This window comes from Xanthomonas hawaiiensis, from assembly GCF_031834635.1.
GTDB lineage: Bacteria > Pseudomonadota > Gammaproteobacteria > Xanthomonadales > Xanthomonadaceae > Xanthomonas_A > Xanthomonas_A sacchari.
On record NZ_CP115873.1, the window covers coordinates 2,176,056 to 2,192,932 of the forward strand.

General features: G+C 69.7%; 16 protein-coding genes and 2 pseudogenes. 13 read left to right on the plus strand and 5 right to left on the minus strand.

The window, feature by feature from the left end; all coding sequences use genetic code 11:
* The first annotated feature begins 283 nt into the window (after window positions 1-283).
* Window positions 284-994 carry a response regulator gene (locus PG878_RS09455; RefSeq protein ID WP_209031315.1) on the plus strand — a complete coding sequence of 237 codons (711 nt, stop codon included), beginning with the start codon at window positions 284-286 and terminating at the stop codon, window positions 992-994.
* Window positions 995-1,067: 73 nt separating this feature from the next.
* On the opposite strand, the gene PG878_RS09460 is transcribed toward PG878_RS09455, so the two are convergent.
* The 4 genes from PG878_RS09460 to asnS are packed head-to-tail and all read right to left on the minus strand — an operon-like array spanning window position 1,068 to window position 3,729.
* Window positions 1,068-1,688 (minus strand): FMN-binding negative transcriptional regulator, encoded by a 621-nt coding sequence (locus PG878_RS09460; RefSeq protein ID WP_209031316.1) that lies wholly within the window; start codon window positions 1,686-1,688, stop codon window positions 1,068-1,070.
* A gap of 7 nt (window positions 1,689-1,695) precedes the next feature.
* Window positions 1,696-2,010: a hypothetical protein gene (locus PG878_RS09465; RefSeq protein ID WP_010342525.1), complete on the minus strand. Its 315-nt coding sequence runs from the start codon at window positions 2,008-2,010 to the stop codon at window positions 1,696-1,698.
* A complete protein-coding gene (locus PG878_RS09470; protein ID WP_017907180.1) occupies window positions 2,007-2,312 on the minus strand; it encodes a hypothetical protein in 306 nt (101 codons plus the stop codon). The genes PG878_RS09465 and PG878_RS09470 overlap by 4 nt, the downstream gene beginning before the upstream one ends.
* Before the next feature lie 22 nt (window positions 2,313-2,334).
* A complete protein-coding gene (gene asnS, locus PG878_RS09475) occupies window positions 2,335-3,729 on the minus strand; it encodes an asparagine--tRNA ligase (RefSeq protein WP_209031317.1) in 1,395 nt (464 codons plus the stop codon).
* A 136-nt stretch (window positions 3,730-3,865) separates the two neighbouring features.
* Here asnS and PG878_RS09480 point away from each other — a divergent pair, with 136 nt between their 5' ends.
* The 9 genes and pseudogenes from PG878_RS09480 to zipA all read left to right on the plus strand — a co-directional run bounded on the left by PG878_RS09480 (window position 3,866) and on the right by zipA (window position 10,881).
* On the plus strand, window positions 3,866-4,213 hold the full coding sequence (locus PG878_RS09480) for a HesB/IscA family protein (protein ID WP_209031318.1): 348 nt from the start codon (window positions 3,866-3,868) through the stop codon (window positions 4,211-4,213).
* Window positions 4,159-4,317, plus strand: a pseudogene (locus PG878_RS09485) (hypothetical protein); the annotation flags it as partial. The gene PG878_RS09480 and the pseudogene PG878_RS09485, both read left to right, overlap by 55 nt.
* A 52-nt stretch (window positions 4,318-4,369) precedes the next feature.
* Window positions 4,370-4,495, plus strand: a pseudogene (locus PG878_RS09490) (CbrC family protein); the annotation flags it as partial.
* Between the two features lie 77 nt (window positions 4,496-4,572).
* Window positions 4,573-4,710 (plus strand): CbrC family protein, encoded by a 138-nt coding sequence (locus PG878_RS09495; RefSeq protein ID WP_280515125.1) that lies wholly within the window; start codon window positions 4,573-4,575, stop codon window positions 4,708-4,710.
* A gap of 199 nt (window positions 4,711-4,909) precedes the next feature.
* Complete coding sequence (rpsF, locus tag PG878_RS09500; RefSeq protein WP_010342529.1) at window positions 4,910-5,344, plus strand: 30S ribosomal protein S6; 435 nt, start codon at window positions 4,910-4,912, stop codon at window positions 5,342-5,344.
* A gap of 11 nt (window positions 5,345-5,355) precedes the next feature.
* Window positions 5,356-5,586 (plus strand): 30S ribosomal protein S18, encoded by a 231-nt coding sequence (gene rpsR, locus PG878_RS09505; RefSeq protein ID WP_002804494.1) that lies wholly within the window; start codon window positions 5,356-5,358, stop codon window positions 5,584-5,586.
* A gap of 195 nt (window positions 5,587-5,781) precedes the next feature.
* Window positions 5,782-6,231 carry a 50S ribosomal protein L9 gene (gene rplI / locus PG878_RS09510; RefSeq protein WP_048492024.1) on the plus strand — a complete coding sequence of 150 codons (450 nt, stop codon included), beginning with the start codon at window positions 5,782-5,784 and terminating at the stop codon, window positions 6,229-6,231.
* Between the two features lie 294 nt (window positions 6,232-6,525).
* Window positions 6,526-10,029: a chromosome segregation protein SMC gene (gene smc / locus PG878_RS09515; RefSeq protein ID WP_209031319.1), complete on the plus strand. Its 3,504-nt coding sequence runs from the start codon at window positions 6,526-6,528 to the stop codon at window positions 10,027-10,029.
* A gap of 114 nt (window positions 10,030-10,143) precedes the next feature.
* On the plus strand, window positions 10,144-10,881 hold the full coding sequence (gene zipA / locus PG878_RS09520; protein WP_209031320.1) for a cell division protein ZipA: 738 nt from the start codon (window positions 10,144-10,146) through the stop codon (window positions 10,879-10,881).
* 365 nt (window positions 10,882-11,246) lie between these two features.
* Here the strand turns inward: zipA and PG878_RS09525 are convergent, their stop codons facing one another.
* Complete coding sequence (locus PG878_RS09525) at window positions 11,247-12,377, minus strand: pyridoxal phosphate-dependent aminotransferase (RefSeq protein ID WP_209031321.1); 1,131 nt, start codon at window positions 12,375-12,377, stop codon at window positions 11,247-11,249.
* Window positions 12,378-12,826: 449 nt separating this feature from the next.
* On the opposite strand from PG878_RS09525, the gene ligA reads away from it, so the two are divergent.
* Genes ligA through epmA form a run of 3 tightly spaced genes read left to right on the plus strand, consistent with a single transcriptional unit; the run spans window position 12,827 to window position 16,775 of the window.
* Window positions 12,827-15,343, plus strand: a complete 2,517-nt coding sequence (gene ligA, locus PG878_RS09530) for an NAD-dependent DNA ligase LigA (protein ID WP_209031322.1) — start codon at window positions 12,827-12,829, stop codon at window positions 15,341-15,343.
* Window positions 15,340-15,825, plus strand: coding sequence for a GNAT family N-acetyltransferase (locus tag PG878_RS09535; protein WP_209031323.1), 486 nt, complete (start codon window positions 15,340-15,342; stop codon window positions 15,823-15,825). Before ligA ends, PG878_RS09535 begins: the two co-directional genes overlap by 4 nt.
* Window positions 15,825-16,775 carry an EF-P lysine aminoacylase EpmA gene (gene epmA, locus PG878_RS09540; protein WP_209031324.1) on the plus strand — a complete coding sequence of 317 codons (951 nt, stop codon included), beginning with the start codon at window positions 15,825-15,827 and terminating at the stop codon, window positions 16,773-16,775. The genes PG878_RS09535 and epmA overlap by 1 nt, the downstream gene beginning before the upstream one ends.
* Window positions 16,776-16,877: the final 102 nt, after the last annotated feature.

Sequence of the window (16,877 nt, forward strand, 5' to 3'; positions counted from 1 at the left end):
CGGCGCAGGACTTCGGTCCGCATCACAGCTCAAGCGCACTAGCACGAAATTCTGTCTACGAAACTGGACGAATGCGGTAATTCGCACAATTTCAGCCGTCCTCCTCGCCCATATCAGCCTGAACCCGATGGCCGCCATCGCGCAGCGTGACAAGCTGGGGGCGCAACGCAAGCGCGGGTTCAGCGCTGTCGCATCGGTTGAAGAAAGGGGCGCGTCGCACTGCATGGGACGCGGGTTACCGCGCGGTCGCGCGTTGGAGATCCATTGCGAACACAGGTAGAGAATGAACACACGTATCGTGATTGCCGCCGAACGCAGCATCGTGCTGGAGGGCATGGTCGCCCTGCTGAACAACACGTCGGACATCGAGGTGGTCGGCCACGCGGTCGACGGATTGGAGTGCGTGCAACTGGTGACCCGACGGCAGCCGGACGTCGTGCTGATGGACGTGATGCTGCCGGGCCTCAACGGCATCGAGGCCACCCGCCGGCTGCTGCAGCGCAGCCCGCGCAGCAAGGCGATCTGCATCGCCGCCTCCGATGCCGCGGCCAACGTACGCGCGGTCATCGATGCCGGCGCCAAGGGCTACCTGGCGCGCAACAGCACCTTCCACGAATTGCTGCGTGCGATCCAGCAGGTCGGCAACGACCAGCTGTACATCAGTCCGCAGCTGTCGCAGTCGCTGGTCAGCGAGTACCGCTGTCCGCCCGGCGACGCGGTCTCCGCCTACACGCTGCTGACCTCGCGCGAACGCGAGATCGTGCAGTTGCTGTCCGAGGGGCTGTCGACCAAGGAGATCGCCGCGCGCCTGCACATCAGCGTCAAGACCATCGGCACCCACCGCGAGCACATCATGCTCAAGCTGGGCATGCAGAGCATCGCGCAACTGACGCGCTATGCGATCCGCGAAGGCCTGTCGCCGCTGGAAGGGGGCAGGGCCAGCGCGCGTCGTGCCGAGCACGACCGCCAGGGACCGGCCAGCCGCTGCGGGTGAGGCGGCGCATGTCACCGCGGCGTCGCCGGCGACCGTGCCAGTTCCCGTCAGCCGCGCTGCGTGGCGGCGTGGGTCAGTCCGGGCGCCGCGCGCGCATCAGCGCCGCGACCGCCTGCGCCCCGGCGTCGGCCTGGGCCGTCAGCGCTTCGCGCACCGCGGCCTGGTTTGCCGGCGGATGGTTCTGGCTGAGCTTGAACTTCAGGTCGACCCGTTCGACCTCCAGGCGGAAACCGACGATGCCCCGCAACTGGCGTCGGTGCGCGTCGTTGTCCGGCTCGTAGCGCCAGTCGCTGCCTAGCGCGCGCTCGTGGCGTTCGCTCAGCCGCGCCACCACATCGGCCAGCACGGCGTCGTCGTCGCTGACGTGCAACTGTCCATGCAGGTGCGCCGTGGCGTAGTTCCAGGTCGGCACCCGCGCCATCGCCTCCTTGTCCGGGTACCAGCCTGGCGAGACGTAGGCGTGCGGGCCGTGCACGATCAGCAAGGCCGGCCCGGCGTGCCGCGCCTGCGGATTGGCGCGCGACCAATGGCCTTCGACCAGGATGCGCGTACCGTCGCGCCGGTACAGCACCGGCAACGGCGTGGCGCAGGGCAGGCCGTCGGCGACGGTGACCAGGGTGGCGAACGGGTGGTCCGCGATCAGCGCATCGAGCGCGCCCAGGTCGCTTTCGGCGAAGGCGGGCGGGACGTGCATCGCCGGATCAGGCGCGCGCGCCCAGGGTCTGGGTCATGCGCCCGCGCAGGCCGGCATCGTCGTCGGCCTGCGGCGGCGACACCTCGCCCAACGAAAAGCCGCGCGCACGCGCATCGTCCTCGTCCAGGCCATCGAAGGCGACGAATTCGGCATCGAACAGCGCCGCGCGGGCGGTGTCCTCGCTGTCGTAGCTGAGGGTGTTGCCGTCGCTGTCCAGCACCTCGGCGGTGCCGGCGGCGCGCACGCGCAGGCGCGCCCACACCAGCAGGCGGCCGAGGCTGGCCAGGTACCACTGATCGTGTGCGGGGGAATCTGACGTCATGGAATCACCAGGGAAAGCAGCCAGAGCAGGGCGGCCATGCCCAGGCCGAAGAAGATGGTCATCAGCGACAGCCACGCCGGCGTCGCCAGCCCGGAGAGCCCGCGGTCGCCGAGCGGCCGGTAGCGCCGCGCCAGCAGCCAGCCCAGCGCGACCGGCTTGAGGAAGGCACCCGGCCCGAACGCCGCCACCAGCGGCGGATGGCGGTCGCGGATGTGCACCAGGGTCAGCGGCCAGAAGATCAGGAACGCGCTGGCCCCGGCGATCGCCACGCCGACGAAGCACAGCGCGAAGAACAGGATCATGGCGCGCTCTCCCCGTGCCGCCTCAGAACTCGGCGCTGCCCGGCGCGCGCGGGTAGGGGATGGCGTCGCGGATGTTGCTCAGCCCGCACACGTACACCACCAGGCGCTCGAAGCCCAGGCCGAAGCCGGCGTGCGGCACCGTGCCGTAGCGGCGGAAATCGCGGTACCAGCCGTAGTGCTGCGGGTCCAGGCCGAACTGCAGCATGCGCGCGTCGAGCACGTCCAGGCGCTCCTCGCGCTGGCTGCCGCCGATGATCTCGCCGATGCCCGGCGCCAGCACGTCCATCGCCGCGACGGTCTTGCCGTCGTCGTTCAGGCGCATGTAGAAGGCCTTGATGTGCTCGGGGTAGTTGGTCACCACCACCGGGCGGCCGACGTGCTGCTCGGTCAGCCAGCGCTCGTGCTCGGTCTGCAGGTCCAGGCCCCATTCCACCGGGAACTCGAACTTCTGCCCGGACTTCTGCAGCAACGTGATCGCGTCGCCGTACTCGATGCGCTCGAACGGCGAGTTGATGAAGGTCTCCAGCTTGCTGATCGCGGTCTTGTCGACGCGCTCGGCGATGAACGCCAGGTCGTCGGCGCGCTCGTCCAGCACCGCGCGGAACAGGTACTTGAGGAAGTCCTCGGCCACCCGCGCGTCCTCGGCCAGGTCGGCGAAGGCGATCTCCGGCTCGATCATCCAGAACTCGGCCAGGTGGCGGGTGGTGTGGCTGTTCTCGGCGCGGAAGGTCGGGCCGAAGGTGTAGACCTTGCTCAGCGCCAGGCAGTAGGCCTCGACGTTGAGCTGGCCGGACACGGTCAGGAAGGTTTCCTTGCCGAAGAAGTCGCGGCCGAAGTCGACCTGGCCCTGCGCGTCGCGCGGCAGGTTGGCCATGTCCAGGGTGGAGACGCGGAACATCTGCCCGGCGCCTTCGGCATCGGAGGTGGTGATGATCGGCGTGCTGATCCAGTTGTAGCCGTTGTGGTGGAAATAGCGGTGCACCGCCTGCGCCAGGCAGTTGCGGATGCGCGTCACCGCGCCGAACAGGTTGGTGCGCGGACGCAGGTGCGCGACCTCGCGCAGGAACTCCGGCGACATCGGCTTGGGCTGGATCGGGTAGGTCAGCGGGTCCTCGACCCAGCCCACCACCTCGACCGCGCTGGCCTGGATCTCGTACGACTGGCCCTTGCCCTGCGACTTCACCAGCACGCCCTTGGCGATCAGCGAGCAGCTGCCGGTGAGCCGCTTGACCTCGTCGAAATTGGGCAGCGCGTCGGTCGCCACCACCTGGATCGGGGCGAAGCAGGAGCCGTCGGTCACGTTGATGAAAGCCAGTCCGGCAGATCCGCGCAGCGTGCGCACCCATCCCCGCACCGTGACTTCGCCGCCTTCCGGGATCTTCCCGGCCAGCGCATGTGCAACGCTCACCACCGTCATGACTTGAATCCTCGCCGCAGCGACTCGATATGGAAGGGGCAAGTGTACTGGCTGAAGCGCAGCGCTTGCGAGGCATGCGGCGATCGGCCGCGGTCCTTCCTATAATGTCCGCTCGCAGTCGCCGGAGTCGTTCGTCATGGCCATCCGTCTCACCCCCGTCGCCCACGCCCGCGTGCAGCGCTTCGTCGCGCAGACGCCCGGCGCGCTGGGATTGCGCTTCGGCGTCGAGCGCACCGGTTGCTCCGGCTGGGGCCACGTCACCGACCTGGCGCGCGAGGCGCGTGCGGACGATGCGGTGTTCGAGCAGGACGGCGTGCGCATCTACGTCGATGCGACCAGCCTGCCGCTGGTCGACGGCACCGAGATCGACTTCGCCAAGCAGGGCCTGGGCGAGACCTTCGTGTTCCGCAATCCCAACGCCACCGCCGAATGCGGCTGCGGCGAGAGCTTCACCACCGACGCCGCGCACGCCGACGCGCCCTGAGCGTCGGTCGCCGCGCTGGCCAGGCGGCCTCCCTTCGGAGGGCGCGCAGGTCAGGGCGGCATCGGTGTTCGCACGCAACGACCTCAGTTCCTCTCCTGTGCCCCTGGTGCACCGCCGAGGGCCGCGCCGCGGCCCGCTTCGAGGGCGAGTTCAACGATGACGCGGAGATGGAGGGGCGTCTCGCCCGATCCGGACGACCCGCCGCCGGCCATCGATGCCGCACTGCTGCAGGAAATCCGCACGCGCACCCCGGGCTATTCGGCCTGGCAGCAGCCGGTCTGGCTGACCCACTGCGACACGCCGTGCGCCTTCCTGAGCGACGCCGTGCGCGAAGACCTCGCGCCGATCCTGGGTGAGTCATGCCCGACATCGTCGAGGTCACTCCGCGCGATGCGGAGTGGCTGCTGGCCCGGCTGTCGCGCGACGGCACGCTGCTCGGCTGCCTGTTCCGTTGCCTGCAGTGCGGCCAGCATCGCCTGCACGTCGACATGGATTGATCCAAGTCATTGATTCAATTGACTTCTTGCGCTGTCGCGGCGTCCCTGTCCGGCGCCGGGGACGGCCGGCTTGTCGGTTGCCGGGCATCTCGGTCATAATGTGCGGCTTCCTGCCTTCCCGGCAGGAGTCCTTGCCCCACCGCCATCACCACCGCGGGGGGCTGTCCGGCCGCAAGGCCACATCCGAAAGGTACACACCATGAGTCGTCATTACGAAATCGTGTTCCTGGTCCACCCGGACCAGAGCGAGCAGGTCCCGGCCATGATCGAGCGCTACAAGTCGCTGGTCGAGAACGGCAAGGGCACCATCCACCGTCTGGAAGACTGGGGCCGCCGCCAGCTGGCGTACCCGATCCAGAACCTGGTGAAGGCCCACTACGTCATGCTGAACATCGAAGTGGACCAGGCCGTGCTGAGCGAGCTGGTCGAGAGCTTCCGCTTCAACGACGCGGTGCTGCGCCACCTGGTGATCAAGCGCGACGGCGCCGACACCGAGCAGTCGCTGATCATGAAGAGCAAGGACGAGAAGGCCGACAAGCCCGAGCGCGGTGAGCGCCGTCGTCGCGACGACGAAGAGGGCGATGCGCCCGCCGCCGCCACCGAAACCGACGGCGACGCCGCCGAAGCCGCCTAAGGAGCACGCTCATGTCCAAGTTCTTCCGTCGTCGCAAGTTCTGCAAGTTCACCGCCGAGGGCGTCAAGGAGATCGACTACAAGGATCTCAACACCCTGCGCCAGTACCTCACCGAGAACGGCAAGATCGTGCCGAGCCGCGTGACCGGCACCAAGTCCAAGTACCAGCGTCAGCTGGCCACGGCGGTCAAGCGCGCGCGTTTCCTGGCGCTGATCCCGTACACGGACAACCACGACGTTTGATTCCGGGGTTCCCGGAACGCAACACGGCCCGCACCTCCCGGTGCGGGCATTCAACCGAAGTCTGGCGATCGAAGAGTGCGGTGTCGATCGGGGCGCAAATCCCGATTCCCGAATCCCCAATCCCGGCTTCTCCTATTCGGACAGCACCCGTTGCGGCGGCCGCGTGCCGACGCTAACGAATAACGGAGCAAGACCATGCAACTGATTCTTCTGCAGAAAGTGACCAACCTGGGCGGCCTCGGCGACAAGGTCGACGTCAAGCCGGGCTATGGCCGCAACTACCTGGTGCCGCAGGGCAAGGCCGTGCCGGCCACCGCCGCCAACATCGCCGAGTTCGAAGCCAAGCGCGCCGAGTACGAAGCCAAGGCCAAGTCGATCCACGACGACGCCGAAGCCCGCGCCGCCAAGCTGGAAGGCGCCAGCGTGACCGTCAAGGCCAACGCGTCCACCGAAGGCAAGCTGTACGGCTCGGTCGGCCCGCGCGACATCGCCGAGGCCTTCACCGCCGCCGGCCTGCCGCTGGAGAAGGGCGAAGTGGTGCTGGGCGAAGGCGCGTTCCGCAACATCGGCGAGTACGAGGTGCTGGTGCGCCTGCACGCCGACGTGGAAACCACGGTCAAGGTCGTGGTCGAAGCCGACGCCTGATTCCTGCGTCATCGCTGTACCGACACGGGCACCGCAAGGTGCCCGTGTCGTTTTTGCGGACCTGCGCCACCTCGGTGTGTCGTGCTGCCCTGGCCGGTCGCCCGCGTGTGCGATCGCCGTCGCATCGCCGCCGCCCGGCGCCGCACAGGGGCCGCTATACTCAGCGACTCGTGTCCGATGTCGGCCCGGCGGTGTAGCCGCATCAATGGGTTGGAAGCAGGACCTCACCTGGATCTTCATTAGCGGCAGCGCAGCTCGGAATGCCGGCGGCGTCTGCCATGGATTGCCCGCCCCATGCGCCTGTCGACCATCAAGCTGTCCGGCTTCAAGTCCTTCGTCGATCCGACCACGCTGCACCTGCCGACCAACATGACCGGCATCGTCGGTCCGAACGGCTGCGGCAAGTCGAACATCATCGACGCGGTGCGCTGGGTGATGGGCGAAAGCTCGGCCAGCCGGCTGCGCGGCGATTCGCTGACGGACGTGATCTTCTCCGGTTCCTCGGCGCGCAAGCCGGTGTCGCAGGCCACGGTGGAGCTGATCTTCGACAACACCGACCACACCATCGCCGGCGAGTACGCCGCGTTCAACGAGATCTCGGTCAAGCGCCAGGTCAGCCGCGACGGCAGCAGCAGCTACTACCTCAACGGCACCAAGTGCCGGCGCCGCGACATCACCGATCTGTTCCTGGGCACCGGCCTGGGTCCGCGCAGCTACTCGATCATCGAGCAGGGCATGATCAGCCAGATCATCGAGGCGCGTCCGGAGGACCTGCGCGTGTACCTGGAGGAGGCCGCCGGCATCTCCAAGTACAAGGAGCGGCGCAAGGAGACCGAGACCCGCATCCGCCACACCCGCGAGAACCTGGAGCGCCTGGGCGATTTGCGCGAGGAGATCGGCAAGCAGCTCGAGCACCTCAAGCGCCAGGCGCGCCAGGCCGAGCAGTACCAGGCGCTGCAGGAAGAACGGCGGATCAAGGATGCGCAGTGGAAGGCGCTGGAGTACCGCGGCCTGGACGGACGCCTGCAGGGCCTGCGCGAGGCGCTGGGCCAGGAAGAGACCCGGCTGCAGCAGCTGATCGCCGAACAGCGCGATGCCGAAGCGCGCATCGAGACCGGCCGCGTGCGTCGCGAGGAGGCTGCCGAGGCGCTGAGCACCGCGCAGGCCGAGGTCTACAAGGTCGGCAGCACCCTGGCCCGGATCGAGCAGCAGATCCAGCACCAGCGCGACCTGTCGCAGCGCCTGCACAAGGCGCGCGACGAGACGCAAACGGCGCTGGCCGAACTCGGCCAGCACATCGGCACCGACGAGGCCAAGCTGGCGTTGCTGCGCGAATCGGTGGACGTGGCCGGCCCGCAGCTGGAGCAGTTGCAGGAAGACAACGAATACAAGCAGGAAGCGCTGCGCGAGGCCGAGGCGCGCCTGGCCGACTGGCAGCAGCGCTGGGAATCGCATCAGCGCAACACCGCCGAAGCCTCGCGCGCCGGCGAAGTGGAGCGCACCCGCGTCGATTACCTGGACCGGCAGTCGCTGGAGGCCGAGCGCCGCCGCGAGGCGCTGCTGGCCGAGCGCGCCGGGCTGGACCTGGACGCGCTGGCCGAGGCGTTCGCGCAACTGGAACTGCAGCACGAGACCCAGCGCGCCGCGCTGGACGGCCTGAACGAGCAGGTCGAGGCACGCAAGCAGGCGGTGGCGGCGCTGCAGGACCAGCAGCGCACCGCACAGGCCGAACTGGCCGACGTGCGCAAGCAGGCGCAGGCCGCGCGCGGGCGGCTGTCGTCGCTGGAAACCCTGCAGCAGGCCGCGCTCGGCCAGGAGCAGGGCGCGGCGGTGGCCTGGCTGCAGGCGCGCGGGCTGGATTCGGCAGCGCGCGTCGGCGAACGGCTCAACGTCGAGAGCGGCTGGGAGAACGCGGTCGAAGGCGCGCTCGGGCAGTTGATCGAAGGTGTGCTGGTGGAGGCGCCGGAACAACTGGTCGACGCGCTGGGCGAACTCGGCGAGGGCCGCATCGCCCTGGTCAGCGGCGCCGAGGCGGCCGAGACCTTCGCGCCGACTTCGCTCGCGGCCAAGGTGCAGGGGCCGATCGCGATCCGCCGGCTGTTGGCGCGGCTGCATGCGGCCGAGGATTTGAGCGCGGCGCGGGCACTGCTGCCGCAGCTGGGCGAGGGCGACTCCATCGTCACCCGCGACGGCGCGCGCCTGGGCCAGGGCTGGCTGCGCGTGTCGCGCTCCGGCGCGGCCAAGCAGGGTGCGCTGCTGCGCGAGCGCGAGATCCAGAGCCTGCGCGGCCAGATCGAGACGCTGCAGGACCGCGAGGCCGATCTCGAACACCGCCTCGGCGAGATGCGCGCGCAGTTGCTGGCCGGCGAGCAGCAGCGCGAGGACGCGCAGCGCCAGTTGTACCAGGCGCACCGCAGCGCCTCCGAACTGGCCGGCCAGTTGCAGAGCCAGCAGGGCAAGGTCGACGCCGCGCGCACCCGCATCGAGCGCATCGAGCTGGAGGTCGCGCAACTGCTGGAAACCCTCGACAGCAGCCGCGAGCAGGCGCGCGAGGCGCGTTCCAAGCTGGAAGACGCGGTCACCAGCATGGGCGACCTGGAGTCGGTGCGGCATGCACTGGAAAGCGAGCGCCGCCAGCTCACCGAGGCGCGCGACCTGGCCCGCGACGCCGCGCGGCGGGTGCGCGAGGCCTCGCATGCGCTGGCCCTCACCCTGGAGTCGCAGCGCACCCAGATCGCCTCGCTGAGCCAGGCGCTGGAGCGCATGGGTAACCAGCGCGGGCAACTGGACGCGCGCCTGGGCGAACTCAGCGCGCAGTTGAACGAGGGCGATTCGCCGGTGCTGGCGCTGGAGGCCGAGCACCAGGCCGCGCTCAGCGAGCGCGTGCGTACCGATCGCGCGCTCGGCGAGGCGCGTGCGCTGCTGGACGGCATCGACAACGAACTGCGCGCGCTGGAGCAGACCCGCCAGCAGCGCGACGAACAGGCGCTGGCGCAGCGCGAACGCATCGCCCAGCGCCGGCTCGACCAGCAGGCGCTGGTGCTCAGCGCCGAGCAACTGTCGGCGGCGGTGGTCAAGGTCGGCTTCGTGCTCGAGGACGTGATCAACGGCCTGCCCGAACACGCCGACCCGGCCGAGTGGGAGCAGGCGGTGCAGCAGATCGATGGACGCATGCGCCGGCTGGAGCCGGTCAACCTGGCGGCGATCAGCGAGTACGGCGAGGCCGCGCAGCGCGCCGAGTACCTGGAAGCGCAGGACGTCGACCTGAACACCGCGCTGGAAACCCTGGAAGACGCCATCCGCAAGATCGACCGCGAGACCCGCGGCCGCTTCAAGGACACCTTCGACCGGGTCAACTCCGGCGTGCAGGCGCTGTACCCGCGCCTGTTCGGCGGCGGCCACGCCTACCTGGAACTGACCGGCGAGGACCTGCTGGACACCGGCGTGGCAATCATGGCGCGGCCGCCCGGCAAGCGCGTGTCCAGCATCTCGCTGCTGTCCGGCGGCGAGAAGGCGATGACCGCGGTGGCGCTGGTGTTCGCGATCTTCCAGCTCAACCCGGCGCCGTTCTGTCTGCTCGACGAGGTCGACGCGCCGCTGGACGAGGCCAACGTCGGCCGCCTGGCGGCGATGGTCAAGGAAATGAGCGAGAAGGTGCAGTTCCTGTTCGTCAGCCACAACAAGGCGACCATGGAGGCGGCGCACCAGCTCAGCGGCGTCACCATGCGCGAACCGGGCGTCAGCCGCCTGGTCAGCGTGGACCTCGAGGAAGCCGCGCGTTTGGCGGGCGCGGCCTGACGTGACATGCTAAAGGGCGTGATGCGCGTCGAGGCCTGGTTCCCGTGCTGGCGGACCTCGCGCGCACCAGGCCGCTATTTTCCCCCTGTGCACCCTTGCCGGAGTAACCCCTGAATGTCCGACATGGCAATGCTACGCATCGGCATCCTCGCCGCCGGCTTGCTGTTGATTGCGGCGATCTTCCTGTTCGGCCGCCCCAAGAAACCGAGCCAGGGCCGGCGCGTGGAGCCGGCCGATCCGGCCGCGCCGCGCCGCGAACCTTCCCTGGGCGACGCCGCCCCGGCGGTCGGCGATGACGCGCTGGCCGCCGATGGCGCCGACGGCGACGCGCGCCAGCCCGAACTGGGCCTGCCCGCCGCGGAGGCGCCGGGCGCCGAACTCGGCAAGCGCCCGAGCCAGGATTTCGACAAGATCGTCTCGCTGTACGTCGCCGCCCGCGCCGGGCAGGTGCTGCGCGGCGAGGACATCGTGGTGGCCGCGGAGAAGACCGGCCTGACCTTCGGCCATATGAACGTGTTCCACCGCCTGGTCGAGGGGCATCCCGAGCGCGGCCCGATCTTCAGCATGGCCAGCATCATGAAGCCGGGCAGCTTCGACATGGCGCACATCCGCGAGATGGAGACCCCGGCGATCGCCTTCTTCCTGACCCTGCCGGCGCCGATGACCGCGCTCGACGCCTGGGAGAAGATGCTGCCGACCGTGCAGCGCATGGGCGAACTGCTCGACGGCGTGGTCCTGGACGACAGCCGCAACGCCCTGGGCCGCCAGCGCATCGCCCACATCCGCGACGACCTGCGCGCCTACGACCGCCAGCACCAGGCGCCGCCGTTGACGAAGGCGCCGCGCTGGTAGCTTTGTGCCGGGAATAGGGAAACGGGAATGGGGAATCGTAAAAGCGATTTCCCTGGTGCTGATTGCCATGCGCGCTTGTCCCTTCTTCCGCCGGGAGAAGGTGCCCCCGAAGGGGGCGGATGAGGGTGCGACCGCCGCCGATGCCAAAGCCCTGGCTTTGGCTCTTGCGAACTCCCAATCCCCTTCCCGAATCCCGCCTGTTAGGGAAATCCCGAATCCCGACACAGCGCCAATCGCGTGTTGGCGCCGGGGCTAGCGGATCGCGAACTCGCAATGGGAAGGCAAGGGCAACACCAGCCACGCCTCAGCCGCACGACAAACCGCCTTTACGATTCCCCATTCTCCATTCCCAATTCCCAGGCGCGCTATTTGCGCGCCTTCCCAAACGCCTCCCGAAACCGCAGCATCTCCGCCTCGGTGCCGACGGTGACGCGGACCAGCTTCGGCCAGATCGGCCAGCTGCGGCCGACGATCACGCCTTGCTTGGCCATCGCCGCGGCGAAGGCGGCGCCGTCGCGCTTGACGTCGACCATGAAGCAGTTGGCCTGCGACGGCAGGCACTTGTAGCCCTTGCTCTGCAGCCAGGCGATGGTGGCATCGCGAATGCGCGCGTTCTCGGCGCGGCGGGTCGGCACCAGTTGCAGGTCCTGCAGGCTGGCGATGCCGGCGGCCAGCGCAGGCACCGACACCGGGTTCTGGCCGAACGCGGCCAGCTTGGTCTGCAGCCCCGGCGGCGCCACCGCCAGGCCCAGGCGCAGCCCGGCCATGCCGTACAGCTTGGAGAAGGTGCGCAGCACCAGCAGGTCCTGGCGCTGGCCGATCAGGTCGATGACCGACGGCTCCTCGCTGTAGTGCAGGTAGGCTTCGTCGACCAGCAGTACGCTGGAGGCGGGCTTGTTGGCCAGCAGCCATTCGATGTCGGCGCGCTTGGTGATCGACCCGGTCGGGTTGTTCGGATTGCACAGGTAGATCAGGCCGGCATTCGGATCGACGCTGGCCATGGCCTTGACGTCGTGCGCGCCGTCGGCGCGCAGCGGCACCCGCCGCACCGGCGCGCCGTGCGCGGCGGCCACATCGGCGACCGCCTCGAAGGTCGGGTCGGCCACCACCACGCCAGCGCGCGGCGAGGTGAAGGCGCGCGCGGCGCGCGCCAGCGGTTCGCTGGAGCCCGGATACACGGCGACGTGATCGGCCGGCAGGCGCTGTTGGCCGACGAAGGCGGCGATCAGTTCGTCCGACAACTCGAACAGATAGCGCCCGCTGCGCGGCAGGATTGCCTGTGCAGCCGCCAGCGCCGCGGGTGAGGGGCCCAGCGGGCATTCGTTGAAGTTGAGGTAGACCGTGCCGGCGGCCAGCGCAACGCCGGGTGTCGCGGCTGTGGCGGCGGCTGCCTTGCGTCGCGCCGCCTCGGCAACGGGGGCCAGGCCGACGGCGCCGAGCGCCAGACCGGAGGTGGCCAGGGACAGGAAGGAACGGCGCGAGACCGGTAGCGACACGTGGCTCTCCAGAGCGGGCGGGGGAGGTCACGTTAACGAGGTGTTAATGGTGGGGCAAGGGCGTGAGGGGCCGGGAGTCGGGATTTGGGATTTCGGGATGGGCTTGAGGCTGGGATTCGGGATTGGGGATTGGGGATTCGGGATTCGGGATTCGGGATTGGGGATTGGGGATTAGCAAAAGCCGGGGGTGGTGGCGTCGATGGCGCTGCGCGCCCGGACCCTCACCCCAACCCCTCTGCCGGCGGGAGAGGGGCTAGCGCCGTTCCTTCTCCCCTCGGGAGAAGGTGCCCCGAAGGGGCGGATGAGGGTACGACCGCCGCCGACACCAGAAATCCAAGCGGTGGCTCTTGCGACTCTCCAGTCCCCAATCCCGGCCGTCAAGCCGACTCCCCAATCCCCCCCTTCCAGCTACTATCGCCCCCTCTCCGTTACCCGTCTTTCCGCTGCGCATGACCGAAACTCCCGATCCCCAGCAGCGTGTCGCCGACTTGCGCCAGCGCATCGACGACGCCAACCACCGCTACTACGTGCTCGACGACGCATCGATTCCCGATGCCGAGTACGACGCGCTGATGCGCGAGCTGGAGGCGCTGGAAGCCGCGCACCCGGAGCTGGCCAGCGATAACTCGCCGACGCGCAAGGTCGGCGCGCGGCCGGACGGCGGCTTTCCGGAAGTGCGTCACGCCATCCCGATGCTGTCGCTGGCCAATGCCTTCGAAACGCCGGGCGTCGCCGAGGATGCCGACGACCGTACGCGCTTCGCCGAGGTCGCCGATTTCGAGCGCCGCATCGAGCGCGAACTCGACCTGGCCGCGCCGGTGTTCTCGGTGGAGCCGAAGCTCGACGGCCTGGCGATCAGCCTGCGCTACGAGGATGGCATCTTCGTGCAGGGCGCCACCCGCGGCGACGGCAGCACCGGCGAGGACGTCACCGCCAATCTGCGCCAGGTGCGTTCGGTGCCGCTGAAGCTGCGCAACCTCGGCACGCCGCCGCCAGCGGTGCTGGAGGTGCGCGGCGAGATCTACATGCCGCGCGCCGCCTTCGCTGCGTGGAACGCGCAGGCGCTGGAGCGCAACGAAAAGCTGCTGGCCAACCCGCGCAATGGCGCCGCCGGCTCGCTGCGCCAGCTCGATCCGGCGGTCACCCGGCGCCGGCCGCTGGCGTTCTTCGCCTACTCGGTGGGCGAGGTGCGCGGCCTGGAGCTGCCCGAAACCCATTCGCAGACCCTGCAACTGCTGCGCGACTACGGCTTCCCGGTAGCGCCGGAGGCGGACACCGCCACCGGCTTCGACGGCCTGATCGCCTATTTCCGCCGCATCGGCGCCGCCCGCGACAGCCTGCCGTACGACATCGACGGCGTGGTCTACAAGCTCGACGACTACGACCAGCAACAGGCCATGGGCTTCGTCTCGCGTGCGCCACGCTGGGCGCTGGCGCACAAGTTCCCGGCGCAGGAGCAATCCACCGTGCTGCGCGCGATCGAGGTGCAGATCGGCCGCACCGGTGCGGTCACGCCGGTGGCGCGGCTGGAGCCGGTGCAGGTCGCTGGCGTCACCGTCACCAACGCGACGTTGCACAACGCCGACCAGATCGCCCGGCTGGACGTGCGCGAGGGCGACACCGTGATCGTGCGTCGTGCCGGCGACGTGATCCCGGAAGTGGTGCGGGTGATCGAGGAGCGGCGTCCGCCGGGCACCGCGCCATGGGCGATGCCGGCGACGTGTCCGGTGTGTGGCTCCGAACTGATCAAGGAAGAAGACGCGGTGGCCTGGCGCTGCAGCGGCGGTCTGGCCTGCGCGGCGCAGCGCAAGGAGGCCGTGCGGCACTTCGCCTCGCGCCGCGCCATGGACATCGAAGGCCTGGGCGAGCGCCAGGCCGATGCGCTGGTCGAGTTCGGTTTCGTGCAGTCGCTGGCCGACCTGTACGCCTTGAGCGTGGAGGATCTGGTGCGGATGAAGACCGCGCTGGACGCGGCCACCGCCGCCGACCTGCTGCAGGCGCTGGAGGACAGCAAGGGCGCGCTGGCGCTGGACGCGGCCGGCCGTGCCGCGCTGGAGGACGCGGCCACGCCGTGGCGGCGCGCCGACTTCCTGCGCGCGCATCTGACGGTGGACCTGGGCGGCAAGCTGGCGACCAGGTGGGCCGAGAACCTGGTCGCCGGCATCGACGCCAGCCGCGCCACGACGTTGCCGCGCTTCCTGTTCGCGCTGGGCATTCCGCACCTGGGCGAGACCACCGCCAAGGCGCTGGCCTATTGGCTGGGCTCGCTGGCATTCGTACGCAGCACCCCGGCGGTGTTGCTGCAGGCCTTGCCGGATATCGGCGGCGAGGTGGCGCGCTCGATCGCCACCTTCTTCGAGCAACCCGGCAACGCCGCGGTGGTCGATGCGCTGATCGCCGCCGGGATCGGTTTCTCTGACGAGGGTGCGCCGCCGGCGGAACTGCGCGAGCGCCTGGATCTGGCGCATCTGCTCGGCACGCTGCCGGTGGACAAGCTCGGCGGCAAGAGCGCGCAGCGCCTGGCCGCCACCTACGGCACCCTGGAGGCGTTGCTGCGCGCCAACGAAAGCGGCTGGACCGGGACCGGCCTGTCCACGGCCGGCGCCGCCAACCTGGCCGCATACCTGGCCGGTCCGGCGCAGAAGCAGGCGCTGTTGGAGGCCGAGGCGGCGATGCGACGCCTGCTCGACGCCGCCCCGGCGCAGACCCAGCGCCGCGCCGGCCCGCTGGACGGGCAGACCGTGGTGCTGACCGGCACGCTGACTGCGCTGACCCGCGACGAGGCCAAGGCACGCCTGGAGGCGCTGGGCGCCAAGGTGGCCGGCAGCGTGTCGAAGAAGACCGCGTTCGTGGTCGCCGGCGAGGCCGCCGGCTCCAAGCTCGACAAGGCGCAGGAACTGGGCGTGGCGGTGTGGGACGAGGCGCAACTGCTGGCGTTCCTGCAGGCGCAGGAGCAGGGCGCATGAGTGCGCTCGGCACGGTGCAGGACGCGTTGCGCTGGCGCACCGCCGGCGTGGCCGACCAGCCGATCTTGCTGGCGATGCTGCAGGCGTTCTACGCCGAGGACGGCATCGCGTTCGACGCCGAGCGGGTGACGCGCGGCCTGCAGGTGCTGCTGGCGCAGCCGGCACTGGGCGAGGCGCTGCTGTGGCTGGCGCCGGACGATGCGGTGGTCGGTTATGCGCTGATCACCGCCTGCTTCAGCGTCGAACTGGGCGGGCGCTATCTGCTGCTCGACGAGCTGTACCTGGGCCCGGCCGCGCGCGGCCGCGGCTGGGGCCGGCGCGCGGTGGCGCTGGTCGAGGCGCGCGCCCGTGCGCTCGGCGTGGATGTGCTGCGGATGGAGGTCAACCACCACAACGCCGCTGCCAAGCGCCTGTACCTGGGCCTGGGCTACCGCGACGACGCGCGCGACCAACTGAGCCGCCGGCTCGACACGGCGCCGTGATGGACCTGCTGCCCGCCCTGCAATTGCGCGCCCGGCTCAATGCCGCCATCCGCGGCTTCTTCGCCGCGCGCGGCGTGCTGGAAGTGGAGACGCCGATGCTGTCTGCGGCCGGCAACACCGAGCCGAACATCGACAGCTTCCAGACCCGCTTCAGCGGCCACGTCGATGCCGGTCCGGCGCTGCGCTGGCTGCGCACCTCGCCCGAGTATCCGCTGAAACGGCTGCTCGCCGCGGGCATCGGCGATTGCTACGAACTGGGGCGGGTGTTCCGCAACGGCGAGGCCGGCGGCCGCCACAATCCCGAGTTCACCATGCTCGAGTGGTACCGGGTCGGCTGGGATCACCGGCAATTGATCGAGGAAACCGTGGAGCTGGTGCGCACCGCGCTGGCCTTGGTCGGGCGCAGCGCCACGCTGCAGGTGCTCAGCTACCGCGACCTGTTCCTGCAGGGCGTGGGCCTGGATCCGTTCGCCGCGCCGCTGGAGGCGCTGCAGCAGCCGTTGCGCGAGATCCGCATCGATGCCGATGGTCTGGGGCGCGACGATTGGCTGGACCTGCTGATGACCCACCGCCTGCAGCCGACGTTCCCGGTCGACCGCCTCACCGTGGTCCACGACTGGCCGGCCAGCCAGTGCGCGCTGGCGCGCGTGCGCGACGGCGACCCGCCGGTGGCCGAGCGCTTCGAGCTGTACCTGGGCAGCTACGAACTGGCCAACGGCTACCACGAGCTCAACGATGCCGCCGAGCAGCGCCGGCGTTTCCTGCGCGACCACGCGCTGCGCCAGGCGCGCGGCGCGGTGCTGCCGCCGCTGGACGAGCGCCTGCTGCAGGCGCTGCCGGCCTTGCCCGACTGCGCCGGCGTTGCGGTCGGCGTGGACCGGCTGCTGATGGCGATGCGCGGCACTGCGCAGATCGGCGACGTGCTCGCCTACGATTTCGCGCATGCCTGAACCGGCTGTCACGTGTTTTCGCGGCGCGTTGTTGCGTTGTCCACACCGATGATGGTTTGATCGGGCACGGCATGCGCACGCCGCGCGCCAGCAGGTCTTCGT